The sequence below is a fragment of the Bradyrhizobium sp. BR 1433 genome (assembly GCF_051547665.1).
GTDB classification, from domain to species: Bacteria; Pseudomonadota; Alphaproteobacteria; order Rhizobiales; family Xanthobacteraceae; genus Bradyrhizobium; species Bradyrhizobium australafricanum.
Genome location: NZ_JBPUGG010000001.1, coordinates 99090 through 115965, shown reverse-complemented (window position 1 = coordinate 115965; position 16876 = coordinate 99090). Strand labels below are relative to the sequence as shown.

Below are 16876 nucleotides of genomic sequence, written 5' to 3'. Positions count from 1 at the left end.
GGTGTTTTGCTCCGGACTCGCGCTTTCATAGAATATTTGCGCCTCTCGCCGAAGCTCCGGCCATTGCATGATGAACGGCTAGAGCCTTGCATTTCAAGCGCGCCAATTCTTCGGTCGTCAATTCGAGTGATTTCCCCGGCACGTGGCTGCGACTTTATGCCCGCAGCCAAACCATCCCGCAGATCGATGAACTTGTCTTTGGCCGCATCCCCTTTGTGCCTGAGTTCGGCTAGCCGATGCAATTCCGAAGCGCCGATCCATCGGTGGTCAAATCGATCACGCAGCGGGTGCTGCTGAACGCCTGGCTGCGCGGGCTGCGCCTGCCGGACGCGCTTCCCCTGTTGTGCGACTTCCATACCGAGGGCACCGCCGACGAGCGCGCCGACATGATGAGCTTTGACGTGGTCGGCAGTGGCGAGGCGGCACGTTTCCTGATTACGCAGGAAGGCGCGAGGCTGACGACGGCCTATGGCAACGAGCACATCGAGCCGCCGCTGCGCACCAACCGCTTTCTTGACGATGCGATCGGACCCGAGCGCTACGCAGGAGTGATCCTGTCATATCGTGCTTGCCTCGCGCTCAAGCGTCCAACCTATACAGTTGCGGAGGTCACGGACGCCGACGGCAAGGACGTGTCCTATGAGCGGCTGCTGCTGCCGTTCGGACGCGGCGACACCGTCGAGCACATCATCGGCTCCTACAAGGCGATCAGCATCGAAGGCCGCTTTCGGCTGCACAATCTGATGGGCGTGAAGGCGAAGTCGGTCCCGGTCGTCACCATCAGGGCGGTGATCGACCGCAGGTTCGTGCCCGCGGATCGTCCGGCAAGTCAGGATTCAGTCGAGCTGATCTAGACGCGTCGCGTCACGCGAAGCGGTCACGACATCGCTGGAAGCGCCCTAGCCCTTCTTGCGCGCCTTCGCCGGCACTTCCTTGGCGTAGATGTCCGGCTTGAAGCCGACCACGCGCTTGCCCCCGAGATCGAGCACCGGGCGCTTGATCATCGAGGGCTGCTCGGCCATCAGCGCCAGCGCCTTGCGCTCGTTCAGGCCTTCCTTGTCGGCATCGGGCAGCTTCTTGAAGGTGGTGCCGGCGCGATTGAGCAGTGTCTCCCAGCCGACCTCGTCGCTCCACTGCTTGAGCTTGTCCTTGGCGATCCCGGCGGTCTTGTAGTCGTGGAAATCGTAGGCGACGCCGTGATCGTCGAGCCAGGCGCGCGCCTTCTTCATGGTGTCGCAGTTCTTGATGCCGTAGATGGTGATGGTCAAAGCCGTTCCCCGCATGCGATTGCGGCGGGGAAATTAGCCTCGCGGCAATCCCGGCGCCAGATCGGAGCCATCAGGTCTCCACACCGATATTGCCGGCGTTCAGTGCGCGTAGCGCGTGAAGACGAAATCGTGATCGCTGGCGTGGGCCTCGTGGCAGGCAAAACACGTCTCGTGCTGGGCGGCATCGACCGGCTTGCCGTCGATGAAGCGGCCAAAGCCCCATCCGCCGGTCGATGCATATTTGGCCGCGTCCTTGACCATGACCTGCACGGTGGTCGCCGGCCCCGTGATGAAGGCGCCGTCGAGGCCTGCAACCGGCTTGCGCTTCCAGGCCAGCTTGACCAGCACGGTGCCGTCGGGGAAACGCGCGGCGCCGTCCTGATAGGCCTTCACGGCGGTGGCGTTGCCGAGCACGCTGCGCAGTTCGTCGAGCCCGGTCTCCTCGCCGACCGCGATCAGCTTCCAGTCGCGATAGCCGTCGGGGATTTTCACGCCGAAGATCGGCGATGCCAGTGCGGCGTCATCGGCATGTCCGACGGCAAACGGCAATGACGCGCTGATGCAGGCTGCCGCGATCGCGGCAGCTGCCCATTTCAAAACCTGTCTCATGATCCTCGATCCGCTCCGTCTCAGACCTTGCTGACGTCGATGATGGCCTGGACGAAGGCCTGCGGCGCCTCCTGCGGCAGATTGTGGCCGATGCCGCCGGTCAGGAGCCGATGCTCGTAATGGCCGGAGAACTTCTTGGCATAGGCCGCGGGCTCCGGATGCGGCGCGCCGTTGGCATCGCCCTCCATCGTAATGGTCGGGATCGCGATCACGGGCGCCTGGGCGAGCGTCTTCTCGAACGCGTCGTACTTCGCCTCGCCCTCGGCGAGACCAAGCCGCCAGCGGTAATTGTGGATCACGATATCGACGTGATCAGGATCTCGAAGGCATCAGCGCTGCGGTCGTAGGTGGCGTCGTCGAACTTCCACTGCGGCGACGCCAGCTGCCAGATCAGCTTGTTGAAATCGTGCCGGTTCTTGGCATAGCCCTCGCGGCCGCGCTCGGTCGCGAAATAGAACTGGTACCACCATTGCAGCTCGGCCTTCGGTGGCAGCGGCATCTTGCCGGCCGCCTGGCTGCCGATCAAATAGCCGCTCACCGACACCATGGCCTTGCAGCGCTCGGGCCAGAGCACCGCCATGATGTTGGCGGTGCGCGCGCCCCAATCATAGCCGCCGAGCACGGCCTTCTCGATCTTCAACGCGTCCATCAGCGCGATGACGTCGGCTGAGACCGCGACCGGCTGGCCGCTGCGCATGGTGTCGCTGGAGAGGAAGCGCGTCGTGCCATAGCCGCGCAGATGCGGCACGATCACGCGGTAGCCGGCCTCGGCCAGCGCCGGCGCGACGTCGGCATAGCTGTGGATGTCGTAGGGCCAGCCGTGCAGCAGGATCACCGTGGGACCGGACGCAGGACCCATCTCGACATAACCTGTATCAAGCACGCCGGCACTGATCTGCTTGACGGGACCGATCGAGGTGTGGGCGCCAGCCTTTATCGCAGGCAGCGCCGGTTTGGACTGGGCCTGAGCCGAACCGATGAAGCCGAGCCTGGAGGCGGCAAGGATCCCGCCGGCGATGCCAAGGAAGCGGCGGCGCTGCTGATTGATGGACTGCGACATGGCGATCTCCTTAAGTCTGGTGTCGGAATTGAATATTGCAGAGACCGCCCCCGTTCGCTTTCAGAGGACGTGGATTTGTCCTTCAGACCGTCGTGATTTTGGCTCCACGCAGCCTGTGCTAGGTTCCGCCACGCATTCAGCTGCCGGCCACCGGACCTTCCAATTTGACCTACTACTTCAATGACTTCACCCTCGATTCCGAACGTCGGGAACTGCGCCGTGGCGATGCTCTGGTGGCCGTCGAGCCGCAGGTCTTCGACCTCCTCGAATTCCTGATCCGCGCCCGCGATCGGGTGGTCAGCCGCGACGAGGTGCTGGCCGCGGTCTGGCACGGCCGGATCGTCTCGGAAGCGACGCTGAGCAGCCGGGTCAATGCGGCGCGGACGGCGATCGGCGACAATGGCGAGGAGCAGCGGCTGATCCGCACTCTGCCCCGCAAGGGTCTCCGCTTTGTCGGCGATGTCAGGGAGGACACCGCGCACGATCGTCCGGTTGCAGACAATGCCAGCCCGCCGCGGCCGAGCGAGGGCCCGTCGATCGCGGTGCTGCCCTTCACCAATATGAGCGGCGATCCCGAACAGGATTATTTCGCCGACGGGATCGCCGAGGACATCACCACCGCGCTCGCGCGTTGCAGCCGCCTCACCGTGATCGCGCGCAACTCCGCCTTCACCTACAAGGGCAAGGCGGTCGACATCCGCCAGGTCGGCCGCGATCTCGGCGTCGGCTATGTGCTCGAGGGCAGCGTCCGCCGCGGCGGCGATCGGCTGCGGATCACCGGGCAGCTGATCGACGCCGTCTCCGGCGCGCATCTGTGGGCCGACCGCTTCGATGGCGCCGCCACCGACGTGTTCGACCTGCAGGACCGCATCACCGAGAACGTCGTCGGCGCAATCGAGCCGACCCTGCTTGTCGCGGAAGCCGAGCGGGTGCGGGCAGCGCCGCCCGACAGACTCGACGCCTACGACCTGCTGCTGCGCGCCTATAGCCTGCGTTACGACTTCACGCCCGAGAGCATGGAAGCGGCGCTCGATTGCCTCGACCAGGCGCTGGCGCTCGACCCCGCCTACGCGCCGGCGCTGGCGGCGTCGGCCTATTGTCACGCGATGCGCCATTTCCAGGGCTGGCTCAAGCCGAACGACGCCTACCGGGAACCCGCGGTGGCGCAGGCCTGGCGCGCGGTCGAACTGGCGCCCGGTGACCCGCAGGTGTTGTGGATGGCGGCGTTCGCGATCTGGAGCATGGCCGACGAGATCGAGCCTGCGCGCGACCTGTTCGAGCGGTCGCTTGCGATCAATCCGAACTCGGCGATGGCGCTCGTGCTCGGCGGCTGGATCGAGGCGATGCGCGGTAATCAGAAAGCCGGCCGCGCCATGATCGAGCGCGCGCAACGGCTGAACCCGCGCGACCCGCGCGGCTGGTTCGCCGCCGCGGCGCTGGCGATCTGCGCAGTGCTCGACCGGAATTTTGCCGAAGCAGTGATGTGGGCCGACAAGGCGCTGGCGCAGAACCGCCGCTTCGCGGTGGCGCTGCGCGTCCTGATCGTGGCGCTGGTCAAGACCGGCGACACCGCACGCGCGGCCCAGATCGCGCGCGAGCTGCTCAAGGTCGACCCGGCATTCACGATCTCCGGCTTCCTGTCGCGGATTCCCTTTCCGGTGGAAGCGATGTCCGCGACCTATCGCGAGACGCTGAAGGCGGCCGGCGTCCCGGACTGATGCTGCTCTGGCGGCGCGACGTCATTCACCCGCTGGTTAGGCCAAAATACCTCCATCGACCACCAAGGCATGGCCGACCACAAAGCTTGCCGCCGAACCGCATAACCACAGAACAGCGGCAGCGATTTCTTCAGGTTCACCAAGGCGTCCGATCGGTTCGGCTGCTACGAACGCCTTGACGATCTCTGGATCGTTGTTCCTGGTTACCCGCTTCGCCATCGGAGTATTGCCGATAATGCCCGGGCATACTGCGTTGATACGGATGCCCTTCCCGGCATAATCGAGTGCGGAGGCGCGGGTGAGACCTATCACCCCGAATTTGCTGGCGGAATAGGCGGCGCGCCCTTTGGAGCCCCTCATCCCGCCGATCGACGAGCAGTTGACGATTGCGCCGCTTCCTTGTGCGGTCATGTGGCGAAGCTCCGCCTTCATGCAGTTCCACACACCGCGCAGATTGACATCGATGATGTTGTCAAACTCGGCATCTTCCGTTTCAACCAATGGCGCAGCATCGCAGTTGATGCCCGCATTGTTGAAAGCTGCATCGAGCTTCCCGTAAGTCTCGATCGCCTGCTCGATCATTGCGTTCACCTGGCCCCGATCCGTTACATCGCAGCCGACGGCAAGGACGTCATGACCCGCGGATCGCAGTTCAGCAGCGGCAGTTTCGAGCAACGCTGTGTTGCTGTCTGCAACGACCACGGACGCGCCTGCAACACCAAATGCCCTGGCTGTCGCCAGACCAATGCCACCAGCGGCGCCGGTAACAAGCGCAACCTTTCCTTCGAAGCTCTCTACCATTGCTGACCTTTCAAAATGCTGGATCTCGTCGAATAGGCGGCGTTGCTCAGAGTGACGGAATTGGCTTACTCAGCTTGCTCAGTGTCATCACACGCGTATGCGGGTGATCCAGTATTCCAGAGACGCCGATTGTTGAGCCGAGAGGCTGCGGCGTACTGGATCGCCCGGTCGAGTGCCGGGGATGACAGGTGTAGGGGACAAGGCTCTCTCCACTTGTCGTCCCTGCGAAAGCAGGGACGACGGTGAGGATGAGTCGCAATTCAAGATGTCACACCCGCGGTGTCATCGCCCGGCCGGGCGACGACAACGGTGGGTGAGGACAAAGCTTCGCATCCTCTCAGAGTCCGTCCGCAGTGTGCCTTCGGGAGCGACGCGACGGCGTCCGCGTCACATCGGCGGAGGCGTCGATCATTTCGTCTTTGCGCTGAGCCCTCAACTCACCTTCGATACTGCTCATCGGAGACCTTCTCCATCCAATCCACGTTCTTGCCATTCACTGATTCCTGGATGGCGATATGCGTCATTCCGGTGGTCGTCGAAGCGCCGTGCCAGTGCTTCAGCCCGGGCGGAAACCACACGACGTCGCCTGGACGGACCTCCTCGACGGGCCCGCCCTCGCGCTGCACCCAGCCAAGCCCCGCCGTGATGATCAGCGTTTGCCCGAGCGGATGCGTGTGCCAGGCGGTCCGGGCGCCGGGCTCGAACGTGACTTGGCCGGCGCCGACGCGTGCGGGATCCGGAGCCTGGAACAGAGGGTCGATGCGGACCGATCCGGTGAACCAGTCCGCGGACCCCTTGGCGGCGGGACGAGAGCCGTTTCGTTTGATGTCGATATCCATATCCGAACTCCTTCGCTGCACGTTCGAGGTTTCCGCGCCGGCGCTCGTCGCGGCAAATGCAGCAAACCCGGCACTGGCGACGACGACTTGTCGACGTGAGTACGACATTGCTAGCGGGGCCTTTTCTCGATGACTTCCTTGACCACCGGCGCGGCCGAGAACGCGTTGGGCCAACCCGCATAGAAAGCGAGATGGCCGACGACCTCTCCGGCCTCCTCTTTCGTCAACCCGTTGTCCATCGCCCGGTTCAGATGATAGGTGATCTGGGCGACCTGACCGGTCGCGACCAAGGCGCTGACGGTGACCAGGCTCCTGTCCCGCGGCGCGAGTCCCGGCCTCAGCCAGAGGTCTCGGAACAGCACATCGGTCGTGTACTGCACGAGGCTGGGCGTGATCTGTCCGAATTGCTGCCCGACGCGCGTGGCCCGCTGCGACTCCGCCGCCTCGTCCAGCGGAAGTTGTGGTCCGAAAGCCGACGGCAGTTGATCGGCTCCGATATTGCGGCTCTTGAACACGTCCTTTGTGGCCGGAACGGCCTCGATGGCGTTGGCCCAGCCGGTATAGAATGCAAGATGCGTGATGATCTCCGAGATCTCGGCGGGCTTCACGCCGCTGTCGAGCGCGACATTGAGATAGTACGGCAGTTCGACCGTCTGATCGCGCGCGATCAGAGCGGCGACGGTAACGATGCTCCTGTCGCGCGCCGACAGTCCCGGGCGCTTCCACAGATCGCCGAGCACGACGCCTTTGGCATATTTTTCGAGGACGGGCGCGACGGCGCGAATGTCTTCTGTCGTAGGCATGACCTTGGTTCCTTCCATCCTGGTCGCCGCCGTCTGGGCAAAGGCCTGTGCCACTAGGCAAAGCGTAATGGCGACCGTCGCGAGGGCTCTCATTGGAAACTCTTTCCTGTTGAACATGACCCCGCCCGGCTGAATCCGCGCAAAATGCCCAAGATCGGCATACCCCGCGGTATGGTCCTCAGTGCGCGGTGAAGCCGCCGTCGACCGGCAGGCCTACGCCGATGACAAAACTCGCGGCCGGACTGCATAGCCACAGCACGGCGGCCGCGACCTCCTCGGCCCGGCCGAGGCGGCCGATTGGCTGCTGTTTCATGATTTCGGCCATCGCGTCGGCCTGGCCTTTGAGCATGTCGGCAACCATCGGCGTATCGATTGTGCCGGGGCAGACCGCGTTGATGCGGATACCGCGCGGGGCATATTCGACACCCGCGCTCTTGGTCATTCCGAGCACGGCGTGTTTGGTGCCGTGATAGGCTGCGCGTTGCGGGAGGCCGACGAGACCGCCCAAAGAAGAGCAATTGACGATCGCGCCGCTCCCTTGATCGCGCATCACGCGCAGCTGATGCTTCATGCAGGCCCAGACCCCCCGCTGGTTTACCGCGGTGACACGCTCGAAATGCTCGATCGGCTCCTCGGCGGCATCCGATGGCGGCACTTGGATGCCGGCGTTGTTGAACGCCATGTCGAGCCGTCCGTATTCTGCGACCGCGCGATCGACCATCGCCGCCACCTGCGCCTCGTCGGCGACGTCGCAGGCCAAGCCGATTGCGGTGCCGCCGTCTCGGACGATCCGCTCGGCCTCATCAGCGGCGAGATCGCCGTCCAGGTCGGCCAGCACGACGGAGGCGCCGCTTTCGGCGAACATCCGCGCCGTTGCCAGTCCCATGCCCTTGGCGGCACCGGTGACCAGGGCCACCTGTCCTTTGAAGTCATAGACGGGGTTCATTCAGTTCCTCATTTCATCTTGCAGGATCATTCGATCCGTTCGGTTGTCATGCCGGTTTCAGCGCCTCCGCATCGAAGCTCCTCGGCCAGACACCTGGCACGCCCGCTCTCGTGACGGGTGCCATCGAAAGGCGCTCCCTGCCGCCGCGCGTCGCGCCAACCGGGCTGAACCTAGGTCTTTCGGACGTTAAAGATTAGGTGATAGAACCTGATTGGAATCATTAGTGGAGCTTATGAATGGACCGCGAGAACGCAGGCGACCTCCTCGCATTTCTGGCGGTCGCGAGGGAACGCAGCTTCACCGGCGCGGGAGCCAAGCTCGGCATTTCGCAATCCGCTCTCAGCCAGACCGTCCGCGGCCTGGAGGAACGGCTCGGGGTGAGGCTGCTCAACCGCACCACGCGAAGCGTTGCGCCGACTCCGGCGGGAGAGCGCCTGCTCCGAAGCGTCGGGCCGAAATTTGAGGAAATGGACGCCGAGCTGTCGGCCCTTGGCGAGTTGCGGGAGAAACCGGCCGGCAACATCCGGATCACGGCGACCGAACACGCCGCCGAAGCGATCCTGCTGCCCGCCCTGGCGAAGATCCTGCCGAATTACCCGGACATCAGTGTCGAAGTCATTGTCGACTACGGCCTCGCGAACATCGTTGCGCAGCGATACGACGCTGGCATCCGGCCCGGCGAACTGGTCGCGAAAGACATGATTGCCGTTCGAGTCGGACCGGATTTGCGGTCCGCGGTCGTGGGCGCTCCGTCATATTTTGCCAACCGAAAGAGGCCGCGCACGCCCCAGGATCTCACCAGCCACAACTGCCTGAACCTGCGCCTGCCGACCCATGGCGGGCTCTACGCTTGGGAATTCGAGAAGGACGGCCGTGCGCTCAACGTGCGGGTCGACGGCCAGCTCGTCTTCAACGGCGCAGGACCGCTCTTGCAAGCGGCGTTGAACGGCTTTGGCCTCGCATACCTGATGGAGCGTAACGTGCAGCCCTACATCTCCGACGGACGGCTCGTTCGGGTGCTGTTGGATTGGTGTCCTCCATTTTCCGGATACCACCTGTACTACCCTAGCCGTCGTCAATCTTCACCGGCATTCTCGCTGCTGGTTGACGCTCTTCGGTATCGAGGGAAGTAGGCGGCACTTCTGCTTGTGGGCCTTCGGCGATCTCGCGAGATGACCGCTTTTCCGCCGCTGTGGGGGTTGAGCGCACATCAGCGCCAGCCGCTAATGAGTACACAGCCCGGGCAGTGGCCTTGTAAGCGTGGAGCCACAGCCGGCTTGAAGCGAGCACTACAATCCCGGTGATCTCGCCGCCCAAGCCTTGGTGGCCTGGCAGCTTTCCATCGCTCGCGCGTAGGCAGGGCGTGCCGTCGTGCGGGCGAGATAGTCCCGCTCGGTAGGACCGGGGACGTAGTTGCCGGTTCGCATGCCGAGCAGGAGGGCGTAGCTCACCGAGATATCGGCAGCAGTGAATCGGTCGCCGGCGAGATAGGGGCAATCCGCGAGACGGCGGATAACCCACCCCAGCCGGCTCTCGAAGGTCTCGCGTGCCCAGCACGTAACCCGGGCATCCCGCTCGGCTTCGGGCGCCAGTTGGCGACCGACAATGACGGCGTTCATCGGCCCGGCGAGCCCGGCCTCGCCCAGATGGAGAAATTGCAGATAGGAAGCGAAGGCGGGATCGTCAGGGGCGACGGCAAGCGAACCTGAGCCGTGGCGGGCGAGCAGGTACTCAAGAATCGCGATCGATTCGACCATGATCGTCTCGCCGTCCAGCAGTACGGGAATGAAGCCGGCAGGGTTGATGGCGAGGAAATCGCGATCATTCTCGACTGCGAACAGATCGACCGGGCGCAGCCGATAAGCCAATCCCAATTCCTCGAGCAGCCAGACAACACGGAAGCCGCGACCTTCGCCATAGACGGTGAGCATAGTTGAGCGTTCCTGGATTGGGCTGGATGGACGAACTCGCAGAGGCGAACCGGTCCCGCCACGGACTATCCATGGCGCATTCGTCATCCTACAGTGCGCGCTTCCCACTTTACGGGTTACGTGGAAGCGTCAGTTGCAGAAGCCCGCAAATGCTATATGCGACAGCCTTGGGACGAGCGGACACCTGCGCAATTTCGGAATATTAGAAGAATATCCCTGAGTTGCCCGACGTGTCAAGTTGCTTGGTCGAACGCCGGCCGCCGCCGGCTGCTTTGCATGGGGTTGTTTTCGATATTTTGGCAGCGCCCCCTGTGACCGCCCCATCACTTCATATTGCTCTAGCCCGACCCGCCCGGCTCCAGCGCCTCGCCGAGCTCGAGCGGATGCGCCATCGTCTCGTGCAGCGCCTGCTTGTCGAGCTCGCCTTCCGACAGGCTGATCACGACGCAGGCGACGCCGTTGCCGATCAGGTTGGTGAGCGCACGGCACTCGCTCATGAACTTGTCGATACCGACCAGGATCGCGATCGACTGGATCGGAATGTCGGGCACGATCGACAGCGTTGCGGCGAGCGTGATGAAGCCGGCGCCGGTGACGCCGGACGCGCCCTTCGAGGTGATCATGGCGATGCCCAAAATGCCGAGCTCCTGCCAGATCGTCAGATGCGTGTTGGTGGCCTGCGCCAGGAACAGCGTCGCCAGCGTCATGTAGATGTTGGTGCCGTCGAGATTGAAGCTGTAGCCGGTCGGCACCACGAGGCCGACCACCGAGCGCGAGGCGCCGAGATGCTCCATCTTCTGGATCATCTGCGGCAGCACCGTCTCCGACGACGACGTGCCGAGCACGATCAGGAGCTCGTCCTTGATATAGGCGATGAAGCGGATGATCGAGAAGCCGGCGAGCCGTGCGATGGCGCCCAGCACGATCAGCACGAACAGGATGCTGGTGAGATAGAAGGTCGCGATCAGCGCCGCCAGATTCAATAGCGAGCCGAGGCCGTAGGCGCCGACCGTGAAGGCCATCGCGCCGAATGCGCCGAGCGGCGCGACGCGGACGATGATCCGGATGATGCCGAAGAACATCTTGGCGGCCGTGTCGATCGCTGACGCAATCGGCTCGCCGACCTTGCCCATGAGAGCGATGGCGAAGCCCGAGAGGATCGAGATCAGCAGCACCTGCAACAGGTCGCCGCGCGCGACCGCGCCGAGATAGCTGTCCGGAATGATCGCCATCAGATGGGCGACGATGCCCTGCTCTTTGGCCTGCGTGACGTAGTTGGAGACCGATTTCGGATCGATCGTGGAAGGATCGATATTGAAGCCGTGGCCGGGCTGCAGCAGCTCGCCGACCAGAAGACCGACCGCAAGCGCCACCGTCGACACCGCCTCGAAATAGATCAGGGTCTTCAACCCGACCCGGCCGACGCGCTTGAGATCGCCCATCGAGGAGATGCCGTGCACCACGGTGCAGAAGATCACGGGCGCGATCATCATCTTGATCAGCGCGATGAAGCCGTCGCCCAGCGGCTTCAATTCCTTGCCGAGATTTGGATAGAAATATCCGATCAGGACACCTGCCACGATCGCGATCAGCACCTGGACGTAGAGGATCTTGTACCAGGGCTGATGACGGGGACGGGCAACGGGCTTGATCGCGGCTGTGGTCATGAGGTGCCCCGGCTAGGATGAAATCAACTGGTGATGCCATCTTGGCGGAGCCGCGCGCAAGCGACAATGCCGATTCGCGCCGTCGCGAGCGCACACGAATTTGTCATAGACTGCGGCCGGCTCGCATCGGGAGGCTGGGAATGGAATTCACGGCATTGTTTCTCGCCATCACCATCACCATGCTGGTGGCCTGGCGTGGCCCGCGCCCCGTCGCGATCGGCCTGTTCGCGGTGATCCTGATCGCCTGCGTCGCGACCTTGCTGCACCACGCCACCGACCGTCTCACCTTGTCGTTCTGAGGCCGGCCATGAACGACAAGCAGGCCGTCACCCTCAATGCCGTCGCGCTCTATGGGCTGGCGCTGGTACTGGCGGCCGCCTTTGCCGCGCAGCTGCTGCTCCACGAGCTGCCCTGCCCGCTCTGTCTGTTGCAGCGCATCCTGTTCGCCCTGCTGGCGATCGGGCCGATCCTCAATATCCGCTTCGGGCCACGGCCGAGTCATTATGCGTTGTCGCTGCTGACGGCCGTCGTCGGCGCCACGGTCTCGACCCGGCAGGTGCTGCTGCACATTCTCCCCGGCGACGCCGGTTACGGCTCGGCGCTGCTCGGCTATCATTATTATACGTGGGCGCTGATCGGATTCATCGCCGCGATCGTGCTGCTCGCGGCGATGCTGCTGTTCGACCGCCAGTTCGCGCACCGCGCGGCGCCGGGCAGCTCGCCCGGCAGGTTCGCGCAAGGTGCGGTGTGGCTGGTGGTCGGGCTGACGGCACTGAATGTGCTCTCCACCCTGCTCGAGTGCGGCTTTGCCGCCTGTGCCGACAATCCCATCGCCTATGAGCTGCTGAAGTAGGTTGCTTAGGGCCGCTTCGGAATGTTCAATCCGCGCTCGACTGCCGGCCGCTTGAGACCGCGCTCCAGCCAGGCCGCGACCTGCGTGAACCGGTCGAATTCGACGAGCTCGCGCGCGCCGTAGAAGCCGATCAGATTGCGCACCCAGCCGAGCATCGAGATGTCGGCGATGCTGTATTCATCGTCCATGAACCACTGCCGTCCGGCGAGATGCGGCTCCATCACGCGGAGCAGGCGCCTGGACTCGGCGATGTAGCGCTGCAGCGGCCGCTTGTCCTCGTAATCCTTGCCGGCGAATTTGTGGAAGAACCCGACCTGGCCGAACATCGGCCCGATGCCGCCCATCTGGAAATGCACCCACTGGATCGCCTGATAGCGGCGCGCCGCGTCCGCCGGCAGCAGCTTGCCGGTCTTGTCGGCGAGATATTGCAGGATGGCGCCGGATTCGAACAATGGCAGCGGCTTGCCGCCGGGGCCGTTGGGATCGAGGATCGCCGGGATCTTGCCGTTCGGGTTCAGCGACAGGAACTCTGGCGTCTTCTGGTCATCCTTGTTGAAGTCGACGAGATGGACCTCGTAAGGCAGCCCGATCTCCTCGAGCATGATCGAGACCTTCACGCCGTTCGGCGTCGGCAGCGAATAGAGCTGCAGGCGGTCCGGATGCTGGGCGGGCCAGCGTTTTGTGATGGGAAAGGCAGACAAGTCGGTCATGTCGGCATTCTTTGCACGGTTGTTGCTTTGCAGGGTTGTTGATGGATGGCTAATGTACGGAGCTCAGTGAAAGCCGCAAGGTCTGCAACCGGCCATGAACGATCAACAGACAGGCGCAATGCTCGGCCTCTCCGACGACGAACTCGCAACGCACCCGACCGTGTTCGCGGCTGATGCGCTCGCCGGTCAGGTGGTCATGGTGTCCGGCGGCGCCGGCGGCATCGGCCGCGCCATCGCATGGCTGTTCGCCCGGCTCGGCGCGCATGTCGTGGTCGCAGGCCGCAATGCCGACAGGCTCGACGCACTGGTCGATCATCTCGGCCATCGCGGGCTCAAGGCGTCCGCGCATGTCGCCGACATCAAGGATCCCGACGCGGTCAATGCGATGTTCGAGGCGCTGTGGACCGAGCACGGCCGTGTCGATCATCTCGTCAACAGCGCCGGCGGCCAGTTTCCGCAACCCGCGATCGACGTCTCGATCAAGGGCTGGAATGCGGTCATCAACACCAACCTCAACGGCACGTGGTACATGATGCAGGCCGCGGCGCAGCGCTGGCGCGACCGCAAGCATCCCGGCAGCATCGTCAATATCGTCGTGGTCACGACGCACGGCCTCTACGGCATTGCGCACTCGATCGCGGCGCGCTCCGGTGTGATCGGCCTGTCGCGCGCGCTCGCGGTCGAATGGGCGCCGCTGAACATCCGCATCAACTGCGTCGCGCCCGGCGCGATCGAGACCGAGGGCTGGAACGTTTACAGCGAAGCGGCGCGCGCCGCCTATCCGCGCTCCAATCCGATGATGCGCCCGGGCACGCCTTGGGACATTGCGGAGGCAGCCGTCTACCTCGCCGCGCCCTCCGGCAAGTTCATCACCGGCGAGACGCTGACCGTCGACGGCGGCGGCCAGCATTGGGGCGAGACCTGGACGACCGGCAAGCCCGACTATTTCAGGGGCGGCGAATAACGCCCGCATGCTTGTCGCCAGACGCGCTTCCCTCACTTGCCGTCGTCGAAGCTGACGATGACGGCGGCGTTCGCGATCAGGATCGGGTCGTTGCCGAGATCGGACGGAATCTCAAGCCCGCCCGCGATCGCCTTCACGGTCTTGGTGCCATAGGGCAACTCCTTCGCGACCGCTTCGGTATCGACATCTTCGGGATTCGGCACGGCGATCGTGACGTCGACGAACATGTCGTTGGCGGTCTTGCCGAGCATGCGGAAGAAGCCGAGGCTGGAATGGCGGACGGCGTCCGAGACGGCCCGCTTGGCGGCCTTGGTGGCGTCGCGGCCGTGGACGTCGACGCCCATGCCCATTTCGGTGATACAGCGCACGCGTGTCATGAAGGTTCCTGTTGTCGTTGGCGTGAGAGACCTTCACTCCTTCGGCCCCTGCGCGCGCGGCGTCAAGCCGGGTCCCTCGCCTCGCTTACGCTGTTGTGATCGCCGCGCGCCAGCATCCACGTCGCGAGACCGGCAAGGATCGCCGCGGCCACCACCGTGACGCAGACCGCGCCCCAGCCCCATGCCGAGACCACGGCGCCGACCGCGATCGGACCGGTGACCTGGCCGAAATTGCTGCCCGTCATCAGCAGGCCCATCATGACAGGCACCATCGCCGCCGATCGCGCTGCCGCAGGTGCGGTTGCCAGCAACGTCGCCGGGATCAGGCCGCCGATCGCGGAGAACAAAAGGCACAGCCAGAATGCGCCCCAGCCGCCGAGCACCGGCAGGAAGATTCCGAGCGCGGACGCTCCCATCACGAATGCCGCCACGGCGATCAGCAGGTTGCGGCTGACGCCGCGCGCAAGCAGATGACCGGCGGCGAGATTGCCGACGATGTTGCCGGCCGCAGCCAACGCACTGAGCCCGCCGGCGCCTTGGCTCGACACGCCGAGCCGCTCGGTCAGCAGGATCGGCAGGAAGCTGAACAACGCAAAGAACATCAGGCTGTAGAGCGCAAACAGCACCATCAGAAGCGCCGGGGTGCGGCGCTGTGCCAGCGCGGTGGCTTCCTGCATCAGGCCGCTCCGCGCCGGGCCGGTCCGCGATGCCACTTCAGGCACAATGACGCCGGCGAGCACGAACAGCAGGGCGACAAAGGCAGCACTGGCCCACCAGATCGTGCGCCAGCCATCGAAGATCGGGCCGGCGACCAGCGCCAGCGCGATCCCGAACGGCATCACGCAGCTCCACACCGCCATGGTGACGTCACGTGCGCTGACATCGACGACACGATCGAGCAATGCAGGGGCCGCGACCATCACCAGCAGGAAGCCGAGCCCTTCCAGGAGGCGCGATGCCAGCAGCACCGCGAGCTGTGGCGCGAGCGCGCCCGAGCCTGCCCCCAGCGTGATCGCCGCGAGCCCGCACAGCAGCACCCTGCGCGTGCCAACCGCGGCAATCACCACGCCCGCCGGGACGCTGCCGACAAGGCCCAGGACCGCAAAGATGCCGGCGATGGTTCCGACCGCGGCAAGCTCGATGCCGAGGCTCTGTTGCAGCATCGAGGCGGCAATCGGAACCTTGCCGACTTGCAGCGCTGCGCCGATCCCGCAACCGATCACGATGGCGACCGTGGCCCATCGCTTCGCCTCGCTCTGCTGCATCACGGCCGTCTCGATCGTCATGCGTCCACTCCGCCCTGAGTCAGAGCACAGAGATAGCGTTTCCCGACCATCGACAGGAGTGATATGTTTTGCATCCGATTGATCGATTTCATAGATCATGCTCGACAACCTCACGCTCGATCAGATCCGCACCTTTGTCGCCATCGCCGAGAGCGGCAGCTTTCGCGCCGCCGCGGCCAAACTGGCGCGGGTGCAATCCGCGGTCAGCCATGCCATCGCCAACCTCGAGGCCGAACTCGGGCTCACGCTGTTCGACCGCTCCAGCCATCGCCCGGCGCTGACGGCCGAGGGCAAGGCACTGCTGGGCAACGCGCGCGACCTGCTGCTCCGTGTCGACGCGATGCGGGCGCGGGCGCGTGGCCTGGGCGACGGGGTGGAATCGGAACTCTCGCTCGTCGTCGATACGCTGTTTCCGATCGCCGCCGTCGGCGCGGCGCTGACGGAAATGCGGGCGGCCTATCCGTCCGTCAGCGTGCGGCTCGCGGTCGAACCGATGGGCGGTCCGATCGCTGGCTTGACCGAACGGCGCAGCGCGCTCGCCGTCACGGTCGGCGAGGATTTTCGCGATCCCCGCCTCGCGCTCGATGCGATCTGCGCGGTGCAGATCGTCGCCGTCGCCTCCGCCCGCCATCCACTCGGCCGCCGCGGCCGCAAGAGCGTGGCTGATCTCGCCATCTGCAGATCGTGCTGTCGGATCCGACCCCGCTGTCGGAAGGCCGCAGCTTCGGCGTGCTCTCGCCGCAGATTTGCCGGGTGAGCAATCAGGACACCAAGCACGCCATGATCCTGGCCGGGCTCGGCTGGGGCCGGCTGCCGCTCTGGCAGGTCGCGCGCGACCTGAAGGAGCGCCGCCTGGTGCGGGTCGAAACCGGCGCGCTCGGCCGCAACGCCGCGCTTGCGATGGAGGCCTATCTCGCCCACCGGCTCGATGAACCGCTGGGACCTGCGGCACGTGCATTTGCCGATGCATTGACGCGGATCGCTGCGGGCACGCATGCGCCGAAGATCAGGGCGAAGACGGCGAAGAAACACTGAGCCGCAGCG

General features: G+C 64.6%; 18 protein-coding genes and 2 pseudogenes. 8 read left to right on the top strand and 12 right to left on the bottom strand.

Annotated features, from left to right (window positions below):
* Nucleotides 1-86: 86 nt before the first annotated feature.
* Together ACSKB9_RS00580 and ACSKB9_RS00575 are read left to right on the top strand one after the other, a co-directional pair.
* Complete coding sequence (locus ACSKB9_RS00580; RefSeq protein WP_438071104.1) at nt 87-233, top strand: hypothetical protein; 147 nt, start codon at nt 87-89, stop codon at nt 231-233.
* Nucleotides 234-236: 3 nt separating this feature from the next.
* Nucleotides 237-854, top strand: coding sequence for a hypothetical protein (locus tag ACSKB9_RS00575; RefSeq protein ID WP_438071102.1), 618 nt, complete (start codon nt 237-239; stop codon nt 852-854).
* Nucleotides 855-899: 45 nt separating this feature from the next.
* On the opposite strand, the gene ACSKB9_RS00570 is transcribed toward ACSKB9_RS00575, so the two are convergent.
* The 3 genes and pseudogenes from ACSKB9_RS00570 to ACSKB9_RS00560 all read right to left on the bottom strand — a co-directional run bounded on the left by ACSKB9_RS00570 (nt 900) and on the right by ACSKB9_RS00560 (nt 2937).
* On the bottom strand, nt 900-1268 hold the full coding sequence (locus ACSKB9_RS00570) for an ArsC family reductase (RefSeq protein ID WP_085967190.1): 369 nt from the start codon (nt 1266-1268) through the stop codon (nt 900-902).
* 99 nt (nt 1269-1367) lie between these two features.
* Complete coding sequence (locus ACSKB9_RS00565) at nt 1368-1877, bottom strand: cytochrome P460 family protein (RefSeq protein ID WP_438071100.1); 510 nt, start codon at nt 1875-1877, stop codon at nt 1368-1370.
* Between the two features lie 20 nt (nt 1878-1897).
* Nucleotides 1898-2937, bottom strand: a pseudogene (locus ACSKB9_RS00560) (alpha/beta fold hydrolase).
* 164 nt (nt 2938-3101) lie between these two features.
* Here ACSKB9_RS00560 and ACSKB9_RS00555 point away from each other — a divergent pair.
* Entirely contained in the window at nt 3102-4655 is a 1554-nt protein-coding gene (locus ACSKB9_RS00555; RefSeq protein ID WP_438071098.1) for a winged helix-turn-helix domain-containing tetratricopeptide repeat protein, read from the top strand.
* Nucleotides 4656-4691: 36 nt separating this feature from the next.
* Here ACSKB9_RS00555 and ACSKB9_RS00550 read toward each other — a convergent pair whose 3' ends face one another.
* From ACSKB9_RS00550 to ACSKB9_RS00535, 4 genes are all read right to left on the bottom strand, one after another.
* The gene (locus ACSKB9_RS00550; RefSeq protein WP_438071096.1) at nt 4692-5456 is read right to left on the bottom strand and encodes an SDR family NAD(P)-dependent oxidoreductase; all 765 of its coding nucleotides are present in this window, start codon (nt 5454-5456) and stop codon (nt 4692-4694) included.
* 437 nt (nt 5457-5893) lie between these two features.
* Entirely contained in the window at nt 5894-6289 is a 396-nt protein-coding gene (locus tag ACSKB9_RS00545; RefSeq protein ID WP_057020050.1) for a (R)-mandelonitrile lyase, read from the bottom strand.
* Between the two features lie 116 nt (nt 6290-6405).
* A complete protein-coding gene (locus ACSKB9_RS00540) occupies nt 6406-7191 on the bottom strand; it encodes a carboxymuconolactone decarboxylase family protein (RefSeq protein WP_438080008.1) in 786 nt (261 codons plus the stop codon).
* An 85-nt stretch (nt 7192-7276) separates the two neighbouring features.
* On the bottom strand, nt 7277-8044 hold the full coding sequence (locus tag ACSKB9_RS00535; RefSeq protein WP_225641144.1) for an SDR family oxidoreductase: 768 nt from the start codon (nt 8042-8044) through the stop codon (nt 7277-7279).
* 236 nt (nt 8045-8280) lie between these two features.
* Here ACSKB9_RS00535 and ACSKB9_RS00530 point away from each other — a divergent pair, with 236 nt between their 5' ends.
* Entirely contained in the window at nt 8281-9177 is an 897-nt protein-coding gene (locus tag ACSKB9_RS00530; protein ID WP_438071094.1) for a LysR family transcriptional regulator, read from the top strand.
* A gap of 156 nt (nt 9178-9333) precedes the next feature.
* Here the strand turns inward: ACSKB9_RS00530 and ACSKB9_RS00525 are convergent, their stop codons facing one another.
* Together ACSKB9_RS00525 and ACSKB9_RS00520 are read right to left on the bottom strand one after the other, a co-directional pair.
* Entirely contained in the window at nt 9334-9975 is a 642-nt protein-coding gene (locus ACSKB9_RS00525) for a glutathione S-transferase family protein (RefSeq protein ID WP_438071092.1), read from the bottom strand.
* A gap of 338 nt (nt 9976-10313) precedes the next feature.
* Nucleotides 10314-11642, bottom strand: a complete 1329-nt coding sequence (locus tag ACSKB9_RS00520) for a dicarboxylate/amino acid:cation symporter (protein WP_438071090.1) — start codon at nt 11640-11642, stop codon at nt 10314-10316.
* 140 nt (nt 11643-11782) lie between these two features.
* Here ACSKB9_RS00520 and ACSKB9_RS00515 point away from each other — a divergent pair, with 140 nt between their 5' ends.
* Together ACSKB9_RS00515 and ACSKB9_RS00510 are read left to right on the top strand one after the other, a co-directional pair.
* Nucleotides 11783-11941 (top strand): DUF5993 family protein, encoded by a 159-nt coding sequence (locus ACSKB9_RS00515; protein ID WP_199805335.1) that lies wholly within the window; start codon nt 11783-11785, stop codon nt 11939-11941.
* Between the two features lie 8 nt (nt 11942-11949).
* On the top strand, nt 11950-12495 hold the full coding sequence (locus tag ACSKB9_RS00510; protein WP_438071088.1) for a disulfide bond formation protein B: 546 nt from the start codon (nt 11950-11952) through the stop codon (nt 12493-12495).
* A gap of 5 nt (nt 12496-12500) precedes the next feature.
* Here ACSKB9_RS00510 and ACSKB9_RS00505 read toward each other — a convergent pair whose 3' ends face one another.
* The gene (locus ACSKB9_RS00505) at nt 12501-13205 is read right to left on the bottom strand and encodes a glutathione S-transferase family protein (RefSeq protein ID WP_438071086.1); all 705 of its coding nucleotides are present in this window, start codon (nt 13203-13205) and stop codon (nt 12501-12503) included.
* Nucleotides 13206-13299: 94 nt separating this feature from the next.
* Between ACSKB9_RS00505 and ACSKB9_RS00500 the strand changes: the two genes are divergently transcribed.
* Complete coding sequence (locus tag ACSKB9_RS00500; RefSeq protein WP_438071085.1) at nt 13300-14169, top strand: SDR family oxidoreductase; 870 nt, start codon at nt 13300-13302, stop codon at nt 14167-14169.
* A gap of 32 nt (nt 14170-14201) precedes the next feature.
* On the opposite strand, the gene ACSKB9_RS00495 is transcribed toward ACSKB9_RS00500, so the two are convergent.
* Together ACSKB9_RS00495 and ACSKB9_RS00490 are read right to left on the bottom strand one after the other, a co-directional pair.
* Nucleotides 14202-14546, bottom strand: coding sequence for a Lin0512 family protein (locus ACSKB9_RS00495; protein ID WP_438071083.1), 345 nt, complete (start codon nt 14544-14546; stop codon nt 14202-14204).
* 62 nt (nt 14547-14608) lie between these two features.
* Entirely contained in the window at nt 14609-15832 is a 1224-nt protein-coding gene (locus ACSKB9_RS00490; protein ID WP_438071081.1) for an MFS transporter, read from the bottom strand.
* A gap of 97 nt (nt 15833-15929) precedes the next feature.
* Between ACSKB9_RS00490 and ACSKB9_RS00485 the strand changes: the two are divergent.
* A pseudogene (locus ACSKB9_RS00485) lies at nt 15930-16867 on the top strand (LysR family transcriptional regulator).
* The last annotated feature ends 9 nt before the right edge of the window (nt 16868-16876 follow it).